Raw genomic sequence first — 18,002 nt, 5'->3', positions numbered from 1 at the left:
ATGCCGTCAATCATGATCTGTGGAATGGCCGTTGATGCGCCCTCGGGGGCGGCATCGATCATACAGCCGAGATCCTTGATAAAGATCGCGATCGTGTTGTTTGGCTCGTAGCCGTGTTTGGCAAATTCGATGTCTTTGTAGCGGGACGTAAACCAGTTTTGCGAGGTTGCCCCCTCGAAGAGATCGAGCAGCTTGTCCTCGTCCAGACCCGCCTCTCGCGCCCAATCAAGGGCCAAACGCCCCACGATAACGTGGCTTGCGCACAGCATGTTGTTGAGGACCTTCGCCTGTGCGCCCATGGAAAATTCGCCCATGTGTTTGATCGTTTTTCCCATACCCTCGAACAGCGTCATATTGTCCGAAACTTGCGCCTCGGTGCCGCCGATCATAAACGCAAGTGTGCCTTCGCGGGCGCCAACTTCGGCCCCTGACATTGGCGCATCGATCACGTTTAGGTCTGCAGGTAGTTTTTCGCGTAGCGCCAAGAGGTAGCGCGGCGATAGCGTGGACGAGATGATCAGTGTCTTGAGATCCGTTGCCGCCTCGATCATCTTTTGTGTCTCGAGCAAGAGCGCATCGGTTTGATCACCATCGCGCACCACAGTGATGAGCGTGGTCAGCCCGTTCGCAAATTGCGCAATGTCGTTGGTAACGGGGAGGGTGAATTCGGATGGATCACGAATGTCGAACCCCACCGCGTCAATGCCATTTTTGCGCAAATTGGTGAGCATTCCGCCCCCCATTCGGCCAACGCCAGCCACTCCGATTTTTGTCATAGATTGTTCTCCCTTTATGGGAGCATGACGTGGATGGGGACGTTTTTAAAGTTAGAAAATCTAACGCTATTTTGAATTGGTCCTTCATCGTAGCGGTGGTGATTTAAGCGCGTTTAATGGTCGAAGTGACTTTCTTTCACGAACATATTGGCCCATGCGCGGTCAATGAGGTCGGGTGTCATTTGATACGGTAGCCCGTCAAAGTCGCAAATGGCCATGATTTGATCGATCAAAAACACCGGCTGATAGTTGGCGTAGACGTTGTTGATTGTCGCGTATTTATGTTTGAGCAGATACACGAGGGCGGCCTCATTGAGTGGCACACCTTTTTTCTTGGCGACCATCGCAAAGATTTTGAGAAAGCCCGCCTGATCAGGCCCGTCGATTTTGATTTTGTAAAAAATGCGGCGCAACGCGGCTTTGTCGAAAATCTCGTTTGGGTGGAAGTTGGTGGAGAAAATCACCAACGTGTCAAATGGCACTTCGAACTTTTCACCAGATTGAAGCGCTAGAATATCCTTGTTCTCTTCGAGCGGGACAATCCAACGGTTGACCAGTTTTTGCGGTGGATCCTCTTGGCGGCCAAGGTCATCGACGATGAAAATGCCACCCGTGGATTTGAGTTGGAGCGGGGCCTGATACGTGCGTGCGGTCGGGTTGTAGACAAGATCAAGCATGTCGAGCGACAACTCGCCGCCCGTCACCACGGTCGGACGTTCACAGCGCACGTAGCGACGATCAAAGCGGTTGGCCGTGCGACGAAGGGCGGTCGCGCTATCCTCGTTTTCCTCGCGTTTGACGTGCATCAGCGGGTCATAGACGGTGATCACCATCCCGTTGTATTCGATCGCGCGGGGCACATAGATCAGATCACCGAGTGCGTCACGGATACCGTTTGAGATCGACGATTTTCCGTTGCCTGGTGGGCCGTACATTAGGATCGAGCGGCCCGCACCTACGGCTGGTCCGAGTTGGTCCAAAAGGTCGGGCGGTAAAATAAGATGGCCCATTGCGCCCGTAAGGGCGGCGCGCGTGATCATCATATTGCGCACGGATTGCTTTTTGACCTGTTCGGCGTAGCGCGCGAGCGGGATTGGCATCGGGCCAAAGTATTCGGATTGTGACAGCGCGTCGAGCGCGCGCGCTTTTCCGGTGTCCGAGAGACGAAAGCCCATTTCGGAACTTGATCCCGCGTGCAGCGTTCCCGTTGCCTCAACGAGGCCTTGTTCGCGTACATTGTCCACCAAATCTTGGGTTAAGGTGGCAGGCAGGCACATGGATTGCGACAGTTGCGTCACATGCTCTTGGTTGGTGCGAAACATGGTCTTGAGTAAGATATCGCGCATCATGACCATATTCAGGCCCGTTTCCGCCAGTGTTTTGGGTTGGCTCGGAGCCAAGACGTTGGGCTGCACTTGCATATTCATAGCGCGATCTTTCACATTGCTCGTGTCGCGCACTGGTGGCGCAACTGGATGGGTCACGATTTGGATATTGGGGAAATTCGGCACCAATAAGGCCGCATTTTGGTCTTTGTCCCTTTTTTGCTGACGCATTTGGCCGTAGCGTGTGCTCAAACTAAAGATGCGAACAGTTATCAAAGGCATGATAAAAATGGGCAAGATTTCATCAACGCGCTACGCATTGGTTTTGGCGGGGTTGATCGCGCTTTTGGGTGGGGTCGGTTTGGCCAAGGGCGGGTTGTATATCGACCGCTTTGAGGGTGATACGGCCTATATGGTCGACATGGTGGCGCGCATGGTGATGGGGCAGGTGCCCCATGTTGATTTCGAGACACCGATTGGATTGATGGCCTTGGTGCCCGTGGCGGTGATGGCCAAGGCGGGGTTTGGTATTGGTCAGGCCTTTATCGCGGGACAGATTTTGGTGGCGTTGATCCTTGCGCCCATGGTTTGGCGTGTAGGCACCTCGCGGTTGACGGGTGTGACATCGTGGGTGTTTGGTGTGGTCTGTATCGCACTCGTCCTGGCGCTTGTGCACGGCGAGGACATGTTGTCGGTGTCCGTGTCCATGTACTACAATCGCTGGGCGTGGGTGATGGCCTTTGTCGCGATTTTGCTCGCGGTGGTGCAACCGCATGACGATCACGTAAACCCGCGCCTTGACGGGGTGTTTATTGCACTCGCGCTCACCGGTTTGGCGATGTCCAAGCCTACGTATTTTGTCGCATTCTTTGTCCCGATTGTTTTGGCGTTGGTGATGCGGCGTGCCGTGTCATCGCTTGTGGTTGGTGTGATTGCCGGCGCGCTATGTGCTACATTGATCGCGTTGTTTTTCGGGGTTGGCATTTTCGAGGCTTATATAGGCGATCTTTTGACGGTGGCGCGCTCTGAAACCCGCGCCGCCCCTGGTTTGCCATTGGCGCAGATCATCAACGGGCCGCAGTTCCTCGTTGCGACAATTGTGGCGATTTTGTCGGTGGTGGTGCTGCGGCAAAGCGGTCAGGACCGTGCCGGATTACTGTTGATGCTTTTGCTCCCCGGCTTCATCTATGTGACCTATCAAAACTTTGGAAATGACCCCAAATGGCTCATCCTTTTGGCGATCTATTTACTCGCACATCGCCCCGTGCGTGGCGTGCGCGTCTTGTTCAATGCGGATGGTAAGTCCGCGCTAAATGCGCTTGCGCTGGTGTCTTTTGCGCTCATCATGCCGTCTTTGCAAAACATCATGACAAGCCCGTTTCGCCACCTGTCCGAGAACACGCAAAATTACAGTGTGTTGATGTCGGATGCGCCCAAATTCAAGGATGTCTTTGCCTTTAACGAGCGCTCCAATGTGGTCTTTGCACGCCGTATTCTTGCGGACGAAATTCCTGCATTAGATGACTATCAGGCCGAGAGCAAAGCGCGTGAGGTCACAACGTTTTTGGGTGAAGAGTTGCCGCGCTGTGCGCTTGTCTCTGGTGATACCGCCGTCGACACCTATATTGCGGATCGGTTGAAACAACCGCCCTTTAATTTCGCGCCCGAGACACAGTTCTATATGGCGGATGTTGCGTCGATGGTGTGGATGATTGGCGGCTTTGCGCCGCTTAAAGGTGGGGCGCCGTGGTACTACGCTGGCACACCGGGCCTTGAGAATGCGGATGCTATTGTGGTGCCGCTGTGCGCCCATTCGGTGCAATACCGCAAGGCTGCGCTAAGTGCATTGGAGGGGGCGGGGCTGCGCGTATTGGCCCCGATCCGTGACGATCTGTTTTTGGTGTATCCGATTGTGCGTGGCGACTAAAAACCGTCCTACGCACTAACGGTTGCGATTGCGAAATAGGTGATAAGCGTGCCTGCCAAGGCGAGACCCATCGGAAATTTATTGTGGCCCCATGACACCCAATCGGGTGTGGCGCGGCGTATGGCGGGGACCGCGCGTAGGATGCGGTGGGCCGTAAATGCGCCAAGTAAGAACGCGCAAAAGATCATCAGTACGGGCATAGCATCGGCCAATGGAATGAACATGGACATCGCAGCGGCAAATTTACCATCGCCCGCACCAACCCCTGCGAACATGAACAAAAACATTCCGACGCCGTACATGATGACGCCGTGCGCAAAGCCCCATAGATATTGATCGAACGACAACACAAATGGTCCGCTGATGACGTAGATCGCCACCAAAACCAACACCAATGCGTTGGGCAGTTTCATGCGTTTGAGATCGTTAAATGCGCTTACAAACGCCACCGGCGCAGTGGCCACGAGAAACCAAAGGGCCGCACCTGTTGAAAGTGTCAGCATCAGTTCGTCACATTGTCCTCAAGGGCGCGCAAGCTACGCACGGCGGCCTCGAAGTGTTGTGGATGCGTTTCAATCGCCTCTTTGATCAGTCCCTTACCCATCACGGCATCGCCCGATTTCACGGCCGATAGGCCTAGGGTGTAGAGCAATTGTGCGCGCTCGATCTGGGTCATTTCGACAACAGGAAGATCGTATTTACCTTGTGCCCCACGCGCCAGAACCATGTTGTTTTTGGCGGTAAAGAGAGAGGGGTCATAGGTAATGGCGCGGCCAAACAGGACTTCGGCATCTCTAAATTCACCGCGTGTCAATTTGGAGTAGCCCCAGTTGTTGAGCACGGACGAGGGCTTGGTGGTTAGGCCGGCTGCGGTTTCGTAAAAACTGTCGGCTTTTTTCCACTCTTGGTTGCTGTCGGCAATCATCGCCTCAAGACGGTAGCGCTTATAGGTCTCGTGGGTTGGTGGCACGGCGTTGAGTTGTCTCTCCGCGCCTTTCCAATCGCCAATGCGGATCAGGGCATCGGCGTAATCCACGCGGTCGTCGCTGGTCGCGTCGTCGTGTTTCATCACGGCTTCCCACGCTTTGACGGCGGCGTCTGCGTTGCCTGACCGGATGAGCGATTTGGCAAGCCCGCGTTTGAGGTCTGAGCGCGAGGGGTCTTGGGCCACAGAGCGCGAGAAATAGGACACAGCCTCGTTAGGGTCGGCCGCGCCGAGCATCAATTCGTTGAGGTTGCTTTCGTCAATCACATTGACGCCTGTTTTTGCCCGCTTCACTTCGGACATGGCACCTTCGCATCCCGAAAGAGCCATCGCGCCCGTGAGAGCTAGCGAAATCATTACAATTTTGCGCATGGTGCCTGCCACCCTTTATGTCTGCTCGTTTCGCTCGACTGCTCAAGGGGCCGTTTTATAGCTATGACGTGGCCCGTTTTCGGATCCTTTTGTCATAGATCGGGGTTTGACCCCACGGTCCACCTAGCGTGCCAGTAGGAGATAATCCCCCGTGCCACGACGCACCAAAGCGAAATCACTTTCGTTTTCATCAATATATGCGGGGTTTTCGATTTTGGCGAGTGCCAAGCGCAAATTGTCGCGTATGTCGGCAGATTGGCCACTATCCAAGGCGAATGCGATGCGAAACACCCGTTCGGCCTCGCCGTAATTGCCGCGCTCAATCAACACAACGCCTAAGTTATTCCATGCAGGAACAAAGGTTTCGTCCATATCCGTGGCGCGGCGCAAAACACTTTCGGCTTGTCCCAAACGGCCCAATTTGAGGTTCGCAGACCCGATTGCCGAAAGGGTATCAACTGTGACGCCCTGTTCGCCCGCCGCGCGGTAGTAGGATTTGAGTGCCAACTCATATTCACCCGCCTCCATGAGACGGTGCCCGACCAATAGCCCGTCTATGGACGTTTGGGATGTGTTGAGGCCACTGGGCGCATAGGGGCTTCCCTTGAGCTGGCTGAGGCCGCCAGTGTTGCACGCGGCTAAGGCGAGGCTTGCCGCGAAAACAGCGGCAACGTAGGGCAGGCGCGATAGGCGGCGCGACATTGAGGCATCCTTGCTCGGTTTGCCGCGCCACCTTTGGGTTCGCTAGAACTTTGTGGTGTTGAGCAGCGTATAGATATCATAGACCGATGGACCAATCAGGATGATCAACAGCGGCGGCACGGTGAGCATCATTGTGGCAAGGGTCATCTTGGTAGGCAACTTGTTTGCGGCCTCTTCGGCGCGCATCACGCGTTTATCACGCATTTCGGCGGCGTATATCCGCAATGCATCGGCAATGGACGTCCCAAAGGCCTGTGATTGAATAAGCACCGTCACAAAGGACGCAACATCAGCCACGCCAGCGCGTTCGGCCATATCACGCAGAACGTTCACCTTATCCTTGCCCGCCTTGATCTCGAAACTGACAATATCGAATTCGTCGGCAAGGGCAGGGAAGCCGGAGCGGATTTCGCGAGCAACGCGGATAATCGACTGATCCAGTGATTGACCCGCCTCAACACAGACCAGCATGAGATCAAGCGCATCAGGAAAGCCGTTGGTGATTTCTTCCTTGCGGGTTTCGACGCGGCGCGTCACCCAATATTTGGGAAAGTAGTATCCAATACCACCCGGAAGGATGATATGCATGATCATCGCTTGGGTGCTAAGTTCTTGTGTCTGGCTTTTAATCATGGCGAGGATCAGACCAAACGCCAACAGGCTCAGGCCCAATGCGAATTGTGAAAAGTGGAACATGCGCACGGCGTTCTTGCCGCGATACCCCGCCTGAATGAGGGTGAGCTGTGCTGCGGAATACTCTTCTTCATTTTGAGGCTCGAGAAAGGCCGCATATTTTTGGAGTTTGTCGACCTTTTTTTCGTCGCGCAACTTCGCCCCTTTGACATGGCGATCCTTGCCGTGGCTTGAATCTGTCAGGCGGTCAAACGGATCTCGCCGCTTGTTCATCAGCATCAGCAACGCCGCGAGGATCATGACGGCGCCAAGCACACCGATTAAGATCAGCGGACCAAAGGGGCCAAGCTCTTCACCGAGTAGTTTTGTAAAAAGATCCGTCATAGGGAGTATCCTTGTAGGGCCGTTTTGGCCTTGTCGGGCAAAGGGTCGATCAGACTTTGATGTTCACAAGAGCCTTCATCACAAAGACGTTGGCGACGAGAAAACCCGCGACGATGAGGGCGGCAGGGATGAAGGCACCTGTGTCTTTCACGGTGTCGAAATAGTCAGGTTTGCCGACGGCAATGAGGATGAGGGCGCCGACAGGAAAGCCCGACAGGAACTTACCCGACCATGCGGCCTCAGCCGTAATTGCCTTTACGCGGCGAAACAGTTTGAAGCGTGAGCGGATCACCTTGGCCAATCCATCCAGTACTTCGGCAAGGTTGCCGCCTGATTGTTGTTGGATTGACACGGCCACGGCGAGAAAGCGCAAATCCTGCATATCAAGGCGTTCAGCCATATCTTTGAGAGCTTCGCCGACATCGCGCCCGTACGCACTTTCATCCGCGATCACGCCCATTTCAGTGCCCAAGGGATCGGGGACTTCTTTGGCGACAATGTTTAGTGCGTTGGCAAAGGGGTGTCCGACACGCAAGGAACGTACCATAAGCTCAACCGCATCGGGCAGTTGCTCCTCGATCATCGACAGGCGCTTTTTGGCTTTGCCGTTGATCCAGACGAACACCGCACCAACCCCGATCACGACGGACACTATGGCACGTATTGGCACAGAGGTCGCGGTTCCGATGGTCAAGCCGACAAAGGCGAACGCACCCAAAAAACCCATAACCATCAAGAGCTGGACAGGCGTAAAGGCGATATTGGCCTTTTGCGCTTTCTCGGCGAGGATGGAGTAGAGCGGGATCTGGCGCGAGCGCAGGTGTTGGCCCATCTCCTTGCGGAGCTGGTTGAGCACCTGCTCGCGATCACCGTTTTTCTCAAGCATCTCATAGCGCCGGTTCACCTTTGAATTCAGCGAAATACTTTTGCCGAAAACGGTTAGATAGATGCCCTCAACAAGTAAGAGCACGGCGATGAAGACAATCCCGTAGATGATGGGTTCAATAGTAAGGACCATGGCGTTTCCTGACCTGCCTTAAGAGGGTTTCGTGGGTTCGTATAGCGATGCGGGCAAATCGTAGCCCCACATGCGGAACCGCTCGGAGAAGTGTGACCGCACACCAGTCGCCGTGAAATGACCGATGATTTTATTGTCGGGCGTCAGGCCGGTGCGCTGATAGCGAAACACCTCTTGCATGGAGATGACGTCACCTTCCATGCCGGTGATTTCGGTGATTGACGTCATGCGGCGCGAGCCATCTTGCAGGCGCGAGGCCTGAACGATGAGGTTCACAGCCGACGAGATTTGCGAGCGCACGGCCTTGAGCGGCATTTCGATCCCGGCCATGGCGATCATGTTTTCCAGACGCGACACACCATCACGCGCGGAGTTGGCGTGGATTGTGGTCATTGATCCGTCGTGGCCGGTGTTCATGGCTTGAAGCATGTCGATCACTTCCTCGCCACGGGTTTCACCGACGATGATCCGGTCGGGACGCATACGCAGGGCGTTTTTGAGACAATCGCGTTGAGACACTGCGCCTTTGCCCTCGACGTTGGCAGGGCGACTTTCCATGCGGCCCACGTGGGTTTGTTGGAGTTGCAATTCGGCGGTGTCCTCAATGGTGAGGATGCGTTCATCGTCGTCGATAAAGGACGAGAGGGCGTTGAGCGTGGTGGTTTTACCCGACCCCGTACCGCCTGATACAATCACGTTGAGGCGCGTGGATACGGCAGCCTGAAGGTATACGGCCATTTCTTCGGTGAAGGCACCAAAACGCACGAGATCGTCAATCGCCAGTTTCTCTTTTTTGAATTTACGAATGGAGACGAGTGAGCCATCGACGGCCACGGGCGGCACCATGGCGTTAAAGCGCGATCCATCGGCAAGACGAGCATCCACATAGGGGTTGCTCTCATCGACGCGGCGACCCACGGCGGAGACGATTTTGTCGATAATCCGCAACAGATGCTTTTCGTTTTTGAATGTGATGTCGGTGAGTTGCAGTTTGCCGTCACGCTCCACAAAGATTTGTTGCGGGCCGTTTACGAGAATATCGTTGACGGTGTCGTCATTCAAAAGTGTTTCAAGCGGGCCAAGACCGCGCACCTCGTCATAGAGGTTCTGGTTCAATGTTGCGCGCTCGTCACGGTTGAGAACCATGCCCAAATCGGTGAGCGCCTCGGCGGTGATGGCCGAAATCTCTGCGCGCAGCTCTTTCTCGGGCGCTTGTTCGAGGGCGGAGAGATTGAGATCTTCGAGCAGGCGTTTATGCATCTCGACCTTGATGTCTGAAATGCGTTCCTTGCGTTTGATTTCCTTGTCCGCTGGGGCGACCTGCGCCGCTTTTGCGATCACACGTCTGGTCACCGCAGTTTTGTGCGTGGCCGCGCCTGTTGGGGCCGCGGTCGCCTTTGGGGCGGCGGCTTCTGGCACGGGTTGCGCCTTTGCGGCGTCATCTTTTTTATATCTCGAAAACATACTCGGTATTCCTCAAGGGAGTTGGGCGGCCTTATTCGGCGGCTTCCAAATGTTCTACTTGGTGGGCGTGTATCGATGCGGCGAGTTTCATAATCTCTTTGCGCAGCGGGGATTTCGCGGCCTCAAGGGCAAGTGGGAGACCTTGATCGCAGGCTTCTCGGACAATCTTGCCGCCGTCCGGTAGCTGCACGTCAATTGCAATTTCGAGGTTCTCGGATAGGCGTTTGATCCGTGATTTCGCGTTAAGGTCCATGGCTTTGGGTGCACGGTTCAACAAGAAGCGCAGTTTCTCCCATGGCAAATCTTCGGCCTGAAGGGCGGTGCGCAGACGCATGATGTTTTGCGCCGAACGCAGATCCAATTCGAACGGGACGAAATAGAACTCGGAGGCGGTCAAAACGGCTTCGGTCCAGTTGACCAAAGTGGTTGGCATATCCACAACCACGTAGTCGAATTGCGATTTGGCCATGTCGATCAAGCGTTCGATGTCCTCACTGCTAATGAAATCGAGCGGGAGCAGGTCAGGCGGCGCGGTCATCACGGCCAAAGTGTCATTGAACTCGACCAAGGCCTGACGAAAACTGTCATCGTCCATCAACTCGGTTGAGGTCAAAAGCTCGTACACGGCCTCGCGACGCGGCAGGTCGAGATAGGTCGATACCGAGCCGTATTGCAGGTTGAGATCGATCAAAAGGACGCGTGGCTGCGGTGCTTTCTTTTCGATATTGGCGAGTTCCCAGGCGAGGTTCACGGCGAATGTTGTCGCCCCTGCGCCACCGCACACAGCCTGCACGGGCAAGACTACACCATTACGGTTACTCCGTGATTTGCCATAGAGCGTGCCTGCGGAGGTTTCGACAAAATCCACAGCCGGCGCTTTTTCAGGCCGGTCAAGACGTGCGATCGCCTCGTTCAGTGCGTTCTCAGGAAGCGGGTAGGGAATGAAATCTTCGGCGCCCAATTGTAACAGCTGATGCAGCGCCATGGGCGACACTTCGTCCGCGATCAAAATCACCTTAACGCCTTGTATCTTGGCGGATTTGATCAAATCGGCAATCATCGCCAATGCGCCTTCGTCCTCTTGATCAATGGCTACGGCCACGAATTTCAGGCTGCCGCTATCAGGCTGACGGAAAAATTGGCGTGCATCATCGAATGACAGATCACCCCAGGCTTCGCCCAGTGCGTCCTCCATATCTTCGATCAAAAGATCGAAGTTTTGCACGTCACGGCTGATGGTACATGCCACCAGAGGTGCGTTGGTCTGCAATGCAGTTTCACTCGTCATTGCCTGCGTCCTTCTCTCATGTCGGAGCGCCGAAAGAGCAAAGGCAATGTTTTAAACGAAAACCGCCACCTGTTCTTTTGACGCGCAGTCCGACTCGGTGGTCGGACATACTGCTCCCAATAAGAAGAAGGTGACGGTGAATGTGGGCAACAATGGGGCCAAAATCGCGTAATAATTCGCTATTTCACAACATTGATAAAATTTACTTGGTTTCTTCCTCACCGAATTGGATCAGTTCGGACGGCGCCGTTGCGCTTTCGATGTATTCGCGGTGCACGATGTCGGCGTAGCGGCTGTCGATCACAATCGGATCGCTCTCGACGAACCCTGACACTTCGGTCACGGTGCGGCGGTTGCGGCGTTCGGGTTGGTCGATCGCAACAATAGGTTGGCTTTCGCCATATGAGACCATGGCCTCAAGACGTGATTTGGAGATCCCCGCGCGGGCCAATTCGTTCACGACCGCCTGTGCGCGGCGCAGGCCAAGGCGTTTGTTCGCCGCGTCCGAGCCGACAAGATCGGTGTGCCCGTAGACACGGAACCGCACCTCGGGGAATTGCGAGATGAAATGCGCCTGACGCGCGATAACGGCGCGTGATGCTGCGTCCAAAACGGCAGAGTTGAATGCAAAGTTAACCGTTGTGGGCACGGAGGAGGCAAACCGTTCGTTGAGGTTCACGGCGTATTTGAGTTCCCCATTATGAACCAAGGTATTGTTCATCGTGGCGTTGCCGAAATCACCGGCATCTAGGTAGCCACCGGCCTCTTGATAAAAGCCTGAAAATGCTTTGGAATCCGAGCAGGCTGTGAGCGCAAGTAGGGCGCAGGCCGTAAGAACTGTTGTTGTCGTGACACGCATCTGATTACTCCATCACGTAGCCATAGGACCCTTGGAAGTCCTGTTTCGCCACTTCTCCCGCACCGCCTGATTGAGGTTTGGTGGTGCCCCCAAAGGTTTTACCAAAGAGAAACATTTCAGCTTCGGTCGGGACGCGAACGCGGTCCGTTGGAAGGATCAATGCGGCACCTGAGGTGGGTGATACCATGTGCGGTGTCACAATGATTACCAGTTCGGATTGAGCGCGCTGATAATCCATAGAGCGGAACAATGCTCCCAAGACTGGAATGTCACCCAACCACGGCACCTGACCGTTGAGATCTTGGAAATCATCTTGCAACAGGCCTGCGATTGCAAAGCTTTGACCATCGCGCATTTCTACCGTGGTCGACGCTTCGCGGCGCTTAAACGAATTGAGCGAGAAGCCGTCAATAGCGTAGCTGACCGTGCTATCGATCCCCGAGACTGCCGCTTTGAGTTCGAGATTGATCTGATCGCCGTTCACAACACGCGGGATGAATTCGAGTTCGACACCAAAGGGTTTGTATTCAATCACGATGCCGTTGGGCGTTTGTACAGGAATAGGGTACTCGCCACCCGCGAGGAATTTCGCCTGTTGGCCCGAAAGCGCGGTGAGGTTCGGCTCTGCCAAGGTGCGAACAACGCCTTTTTGCTCCATCGCCTCGAGGACGACCGCCAACTCGACGCCACCCAAAGATCCGCCAAACTTGATTGCGCCCAGTGCATCGTCTTTGGCCGTAAGTGCGCCCGTGACGCCGTTGCCTGAGCCGATGAGTGTCCCAGATGACCCCCCTGACCAATTTGTCGCCGCATCAATAGCGCCGGTTGCGGGGTCGATGACGTTGATATCATTGAGGAAGCCAACAGAAGATGACAGGTTTTTGGACACCGACCGCGCCATTTCGGCAAAACGGACTTTGAGCATCACCTGTTGTGTGCCGCCGATGTTCAGCAAGTTGGACACGCGGCCCGGTGCATAGCGTTCGGCCAATTCAACCGCGCGTTCCATGCGTGTGACCGATGAGATTATGCCCGACAGAACGATACCATCGTTCGCTGTGCGCACCTCGATACCCTCGCCGGGCATGATCTGTTTTAGACGCTCTTTGAATTCCGTAATGTCTGGCGTGACCTGAATTTGGACGTTGGTGATCAACGAACCGTCAGGGGCCAAAAGGGTCATTGTTGTGCGACCGGGCGCACGTCCCAAAACATAGATCGAGCGATCCGACAATGTCGAGATGTCCGCGATCTCCGCGTTGGCGACTGAAATTTCTGCAAAGGGTTCGTCGCTTTCGACCACAACTGCGCGGTTCATCGGGACATTGAGCGTCCCCGATGGCGCGCCAGTCATGACACGAAGTTTATCGGCGAATGCCCCTGTCGGGGTAGTCCCAATTACGGCGCACCCGATAAGGGCGGCTTTAAATATATTCATCATTTTCATGTGATCCTGCCTCTTTGATCACGCCTCAAAAATGGGGTCTAGCGCCCCGATTACCGTTAACATGCGCCAAACGGCAATTTTTTGCAAGAATCAATCTCTTGGCGGACTTTTGTGATGTGGGTTTGGCATAGATCGAGCGCAAAAAAAGCCAGCGGCTCACCGCTCAAATGCACCATAAGGCATTGAAAACGCGCACACCCTTTAGGATTGGGGTGCGCGCAAAAGTTTTGGTCGCCGTGCTGATTATTGTGCGCAGGGGATCGGCATTTCGATGATTTCGGCCCCTTTACGGGTGCGCACAGTGCAAACGCGGGCGCGTTCGGCCTCAACCAGCACTTGTTCTTCGATGCCAAGCAGAGAGTTTTGATCGACTTGAACGGCACCGACCGTTGTTTGATCGTCGCGCCCGACAAGAGCCAGTGAAAGGCGTCCCGATGACTGTGCTTGTGCCAAGGCTGCAACTTGTGCCTGTGTCACTTCGACGGTGACGGTGCGCGCAATCGTCGGTGATTTGCGTTCGCCATCGGACGTCTGGTCCACGGCGACAAGCGGGATCGACGACTGAATGAGTTTGGTGACATCGGTTTGTGAGCCGGGCAGGCGGCCACTCCAATAGACATCGACGCGGTCGCCGGGACGTAAAAAGCCGGACACACCCGTCGAGACATCCACGGAGATCGCAAAGGCGCGCATCCCTTGTCCAAGGCGCGAGGCCACGCCTGCGTCTTCACCGGGTGCGGTGACTTTGATGGCGAGCACTGGCTCCATTGCCTCGGCGGCACGCAGCGCGATACGCGGGACATCAAGACCGTCGGGGAACAATTCCTCGGGGGTGCGAAAGACGCCCTCGGGCATGCTGTCGAGTGGCCAACGCACGAGCTTCACCAAATCTGGCGTCACAGCGTCACCATATGAAATGCTCTTTGACAGGACGAAAATGTCCTCGGTTTTTATGATCTGGGTGCGGTTTGCCTTTTCGGCGGCAAGTTCGGCTTGGTAGGTTGACATATAACCGCGGGTCATGTGAACAGCAAACCCTGCGAGGGCCATGCCGATGACCAGTACAAGTCCAAAGATAAGGCGCATGTGGTTTTCCTCTTTCTACGGGTTTTGAGTCAAAACCCTGAACGACTTGGACACAGCATCGCGTGCAAATGTGGCATTCAGGTGGTGGACGCGCGGCGGTGATATGGATTTTTGCTTAACATCCGACGAAGCGTGGTCCGCGATCTTGGATTGCGCTGTCTGGGGCGATGCGTGGTGCGTCATGCGTAAAATCCGCGCCCAAATGCAGGGCGCGGATTTGGAGTGTTTTGCTCGGACCCGTTGGGCCCGAGACCTCAGTTCGCTTAGAAGCCGCTGATTGTCGTTGTACGTGCAGCAAGGTCAGCGGAGATTGTGGAGCCGAGTGACTTTGTACCGTTTGCAACAGTTGTGAGAACTGCAACGCCGAGGCCAACAACTGCGGATGTCAAAACAACCCAGTCAACAGTTACAGCGCCATCTTCGTCACGGTTAAAACGGTTTGCGAGTTTGAAAAATTTCATATCAGTGTTCCTTGTGTGTGAGTGGTCAAGCGGGGCTTAGATTAGAAGCCGCTGATTGTAGTTGTACGAGCTGCGAGATCTGCGGAGATTGTCGAGCCGAGCGATTTTGTACCGTTTGCAACAGTTGTGAGAACTGCAACGCCGAGGCCAACAACTGCGGATGTCAAAACAACCCAGTCAACAGTTACAGCGCCGTCTTCGTCACGGTTAAAGCGGTTTGCAAGTTTGAAAAATTTCATAGTCTGTCCCTCCTAGGGTCGTTAATTTCATGTCCACGTCTTGGCGCTTCGGCGCTGGTGTTTCCCGTACCAGTTGGTCGCTGTCTGCGTTTCGATGAGGCTATATGGCCCTCGAACTGGGGCAAGAGTTGGGCAGCATTGGTACGTTTTTGGAACCATGAAAATTTTAGAGATTTTGTAGATTAAGTAATTGATAAATAACAATATTAAATCTTAACCAATTTCAGAAAATCTGCTTGGAGGGTAAAAAGATGATTAATGATCAAATGCAATTGATCTCGAAATGCGCCTAATGACTGGCTCGAGACGTATTTTTTTGCGATCTTGCAACAAATAGATCGGATAGGGCGCGGGGTGACCGCGTAGTTAGGTATAGATTCTTGTTATTTTCTTCGACTCATCTGCGCGCGGCGGTTTTTGCGGGCCTGTTTGGCGGCACAGTTCTTGGTTTGCCTGCCCTTGCCCAAGATATCGCCGGACCGATCGTGCCCAAAACGCTGGGTGGGACCACAGTCACGACCAAACCCGCGTGGGGGAAAGTGACGCCAAAGCGCATTGGTGTGCCTGTGGGCGGTGCGTCCAAACGCATCACTGTGCAAATCCGCCCCGCTGATATTGCCCGCCAAAAAGGAGAGAGCGGGGGGACTGCGCCCAATATGGTGCGCGTAAGCACGGATCCTGAAATCCCCGCCGATCTGCAGGACTGGTTTTGGAATGCGGTGCCGCATGATGTGACGGGGGCCGCACCCGAACGGTTCGCCCTCGCGCTTAAGGCACTTGATTCTCCGCAGGCATCGGGTCTGTCCAAACCAACATTCCAACAAGTGACCGATATCGCCAATGCCTACGGCACCGATTTGCTCGTTCATTCGATTGGCACACAGGTCAGCCCCGCCTTGGCACTGGCGGTTATGGCAGTCGAAAGCGCGGGCAAGGCCGATGCGCAAAGCGGGGCAGGGGCACAAGGGTTGATGCAATTGATCCCCGCCACTGCCGAGCGGTTTGGTGTGACGGACTCGATGAACCCGTCCGAGAACATCAAAGGCGGCATTGCCTACCTCGATTGGTTGCTCACGCATTTCAACGGCGATCTTGCGCTTGCCTTGTCGGGGTATAATGCGGGTGAAAACGCGGTGAGCAAGCACCAAGGCCCGCCGCCCTACGCCGAAACCCGCGCCTATGTGCCAAAGGTGCTTGCGGCGTGGCAAGTGGCGCGGGGGCTCTGCGTGACGCCGCCCGATCTGTATTCAGACGGCTGCGTTTTTGCGACCAACGCGGTGCGCAGCGAATAGCAAAAGGGCGCCATAGCGGGCGCCCCTTTTTGTCTCTTTGGTATGAGTGTATCCAACCCCGCCCTTAGATGCTCATCTTTTTGAACACCGCTTCTGGGATGTGGCGGATGATCAGCATGATGTAGCGCCAGAAGAACGGAGTGTAGATCACGTTGCGCTTCTTTTTGACCGCTTTAAGAATGTCGTCCGCAACCTTTTCGGGGGCGGCGACGAGGAACATGCCCTCGACATCCCATGTCATCGCGGTGTCCACGAAACCGGGTTTTACGGTCACAACATGGCCGCCCGCGCGGGTCAGGCGATTGCGTAGGCCCGACAGGTAGGTGGCGAAGCCCGCTTTGGCAGATCCGTAGACATAATTCCCTATGCGGCCACGATCGCCGGCCACGGACCCCACGCCCACAACGGTGCCTTGACCACGCGCCTCCATCTCGGGGGCGAGCAGTTGCAAGAACGTGGCGGGGCCAGTGTGACTGTCTTGAATAACGCCCTCGATCAGGGAGGGGGCGGCGTCAATCGCGTCTTGGCTTGGCATAGAACCGACGAAGACGGCGCAGTTGATTTCGCCCTCTTGCGATGTCGCGCGTTCGATGATCGGCGCAAAGGTGGTAGGTTTGCGCGCGTCAAAGGCGAGCGCTTCGGCGGCAGTTGCCCCACGGGCGACGCAATCGGCGGCCGTCGCCGCGAGGTCGTCCATATCGCGACCACATAGCAAAAGTGTGGCACCTTGGGCGGAGAGTTTGCGGCTCAACGCGCGGGCCATCGATGACGTGGCTCCTAGGATGATCCATGTGGTGTTCATTGCGCTGTCTCCTGTGGATCGCGCAGGCTCAGGCGGCGCACGATATCAGTCTCAAGGTGGCGGTCGGGGTCGGCCTTGTTCACGGCCTTGGCCCATTTGGTGTGGTCGGGGTACATGCCCGCGATTTGCGCCGCCGAGGCCACGCCGTCTTTGGCGAAATAAATCCGCCCCCCCGCGTCACGGGCCAGATCGGTCAATTCCTGTATCAGGAACTCGGCCCCTTGGCGGTTCGGAAAATCAACGGCGAGCGTATAGCCCTCCATCGGGAAGGACATGTAGCCACCACGCCCTGCGCCCATCTTTTTGAGAACTGCGAGTGGCGAGGCGAGGCCGGAGTTGGCGATGCGTTCCAACATAATGCGCAGACAGGCGGTTTTATCCACCGGCACCACGCATTGAAATTGGTTGAAGCCCTTTTTCCCATATAGGCGGTTCCAGTTGTGGATCGCGTCGAGGGGAAAGAACGGTTCGGAAATCGGCTTTACGCTTGTACGTCCACTTGCGGGAACGCGGCGGAAATACAGCTCGTTGAACAGGCGCACGATGGGCGCAGAGAGTGCCCAGCTAGGCGCGTTGAACGGCACTTCGCGGGTCTTGTCCTTTTTGGCGTGTACGCCTGATGTGATCTCGCCCTCTTCCAAGATGCCGCGCCCGAGCGCATTGCCCTTGGCTGTGGCGTCGATCCACCCCACGGTGTAGTCGGTTTTGCTATCGTCAAAGGCCACGAGGAACGCGTCGAACCCGTCAATGCGGCGCTCGGTCAATACCATCATGTCGCCTTTGCAGGGCATGAGTTGCACCTTTGCCGAGGCGATCACACCCGTTTGGCCAAGGCCGCCGATGGTGGCTTGCCACAGATCCGGTGCGGATTTGGCGGTGAGTTTGCGCACCTTGTCGCCCTGAATAAGTGTGATTTCGGTGACGTGCTGACCAAAGGTGCCC

At 55.5% G+C, this 18,002-nt stretch carries 18 protein-coding genes; 2 read left to right on the top strand and 16 right to left on the bottom strand.

The window, feature by feature from the left end; translation table 11 throughout:
* Together ACTG34_RS10945 and ACTG34_RS10940 are read right to left on the bottom strand one after the other, a co-directional pair.
* Nucleotides 1-776 (bottom strand): NAD(P)-dependent oxidoreductase (locus ACTG34_RS10945; RefSeq protein WP_439104954.1); only part of this gene is annotated, 776 nt, incomplete at its 3' end.
* Nucleotides 777-889: 113 nt separating this feature from the next.
* Nucleotides 890-2,203: an ATPase gene (locus ACTG34_RS10940; protein WP_439104953.1), complete on the bottom strand. Its 1,314-nt coding sequence runs from the start codon at nt 2,201-2,203 to the stop codon at nt 890-892.
* A 187-nt stretch (nt 2,204-2,390) separates the two neighbouring features.
* Between ACTG34_RS10940 and ACTG34_RS10935 the strand changes: the two genes are divergently transcribed.
* Nucleotides 2,391-4,028, top strand: a complete 1,638-nt coding sequence (locus tag ACTG34_RS10935) for a hypothetical protein (RefSeq protein ID WP_439104952.1) — start codon at nt 2,391-2,393, stop codon at nt 4,026-4,028.
* 8 nt (nt 4,029-4,036) lie between these two features.
* On the opposite strand, the gene ACTG34_RS10930 is transcribed toward ACTG34_RS10935, so the two are convergent.
* The 12 genes from ACTG34_RS10930 to ACTG34_RS10875 form a co-directional block, all read right to left on the bottom strand.
* Entirely contained in the window at nt 4,037-4,531 is a 495-nt protein-coding gene (locus ACTG34_RS10930; RefSeq protein WP_439104951.1) for an A24 family peptidase, read from the bottom strand.
* On the bottom strand, nt 4,531-5,385 hold the full coding sequence (locus ACTG34_RS10925; protein ID WP_439104950.1) for a tetratricopeptide repeat protein: 855 nt from the start codon (nt 5,383-5,385) through the stop codon (nt 4,531-4,533). The genes ACTG34_RS10930 and ACTG34_RS10925 overlap by 1 nt, the downstream gene beginning before the upstream one ends.
* 123 nt (nt 5,386-5,508) lie before the next feature.
* Complete coding sequence (locus tag ACTG34_RS10920) at nt 5,509-6,087, bottom strand: tetratricopeptide repeat protein (protein ID WP_439104949.1); 579 nt, start codon at nt 6,085-6,087, stop codon at nt 5,509-5,511.
* 42 nt (nt 6,088-6,129) lie between these two features.
* Nucleotides 6,130-7,104, bottom strand: coding sequence for a type II secretion system F family protein (locus ACTG34_RS10915; RefSeq protein WP_439104948.1), 975 nt, complete (start codon nt 7,102-7,104; stop codon nt 6,130-6,132).
* 49 nt (nt 7,105-7,153) lie between these two features.
* On the bottom strand, nt 7,154-8,122 hold the full coding sequence (locus tag ACTG34_RS10910) for a type II secretion system F family protein (RefSeq protein WP_062219768.1): 969 nt from the start codon (nt 8,120-8,122) through the stop codon (nt 7,154-7,156).
* Between the two features lie 18 nt (nt 8,123-8,140).
* Entirely contained in the window at nt 8,141-9,586 is a 1,446-nt protein-coding gene (locus tag ACTG34_RS10905) for a CpaF family protein (protein ID WP_439104947.1), read from the bottom strand.
* Nucleotides 9,587-9,617: 31 nt separating this feature from the next.
* Nucleotides 9,618-10,874 carry an AAA family ATPase gene (locus ACTG34_RS10900; RefSeq protein WP_439104946.1) on the bottom strand — a complete coding sequence of 419 codons (1,257 nt, stop codon included), beginning with the start codon at nt 10,872-10,874 and terminating at the stop codon, nt 9,618-9,620.
* A gap of 202 nt (nt 10,875-11,076) precedes the next feature.
* Complete coding sequence (locus ACTG34_RS10895) at nt 11,077-11,733, bottom strand: OmpA family protein (RefSeq protein ID WP_439104945.1); 657 nt, start codon at nt 11,731-11,733, stop codon at nt 11,077-11,079.
* 4 nt (nt 11,734-11,737) lie between these two features.
* Complete coding sequence (locus tag ACTG34_RS10890; RefSeq protein WP_439104944.1) at nt 11,738-13,180, bottom strand: type II and III secretion system protein family protein; 1,443 nt, start codon at nt 13,178-13,180, stop codon at nt 11,738-11,740.
* Nucleotides 13,181-13,423: 243 nt separating this feature from the next.
* Nucleotides 13,424-14,266 carry a Flp pilus assembly protein CpaB gene (gene cpaB / locus ACTG34_RS10885; protein WP_439104943.1) on the bottom strand — a complete coding sequence of 281 codons (843 nt, stop codon included), beginning with the start codon at nt 14,264-14,266 and terminating at the stop codon, nt 13,424-13,426.
* Between the two features lie 263 nt (nt 14,267-14,529).
* Nucleotides 14,530-14,727: a Flp family type IVb pilin gene (locus ACTG34_RS10880; RefSeq protein WP_062219747.1), complete on the bottom strand. Its 198-nt coding sequence runs from the start codon at nt 14,725-14,727 to the stop codon at nt 14,530-14,532.
* A 41-nt stretch (nt 14,728-14,768) separates the two neighbouring features.
* Nucleotides 14,769-14,966 (bottom strand): Flp family type IVb pilin, encoded by a 198-nt coding sequence (locus tag ACTG34_RS10875; protein ID WP_062219747.1) that lies wholly within the window; start codon nt 14,964-14,966, stop codon nt 14,769-14,771.
* Between the two features lie 380 nt (nt 14,967-15,346).
* On the opposite strand from ACTG34_RS10875, the gene ACTG34_RS10870 reads away from it, so the two are divergent.
* Nucleotides 15,347-16,258, top strand: coding sequence for a lytic transglycosylase domain-containing protein (locus tag ACTG34_RS10870; RefSeq protein WP_439104942.1), 912 nt, complete (start codon nt 15,347-15,349; stop codon nt 16,256-16,258).
* A 64-nt stretch (nt 16,259-16,322) separates the two neighbouring features.
* Here the strand turns inward: ACTG34_RS10870 and ACTG34_RS10865 are convergent, their stop codons facing one another.
* Both ACTG34_RS10865 and ACTG34_RS10860 read right to left on the bottom strand, forming a co-directional pair.
* Complete coding sequence (locus ACTG34_RS10865) at nt 16,323-17,060, bottom strand: SDR family NAD(P)-dependent oxidoreductase (RefSeq protein WP_439104941.1); 738 nt, start codon at nt 17,058-17,060, stop codon at nt 16,323-16,325.
* The coding region (locus tag ACTG34_RS10860; RefSeq protein WP_439104940.1) for an FAD-binding oxidoreductase at nt 17,057-18,002 on the bottom strand (946 nt) is incomplete at its 5' end. The genes ACTG34_RS10865 and ACTG34_RS10860, both read right to left, overlap by 4 nt.

This window comes from Celeribacter marinus, assembly GCF_965656515.1.
Lineage (GTDB): Bacteria > Pseudomonadota > Alphaproteobacteria > Rhodobacterales > Rhodobacteraceae > Celeribacter > Celeribacter marinus_D.
This window is presented reverse-complemented; position numbering and strand designations above follow the sequence as displayed.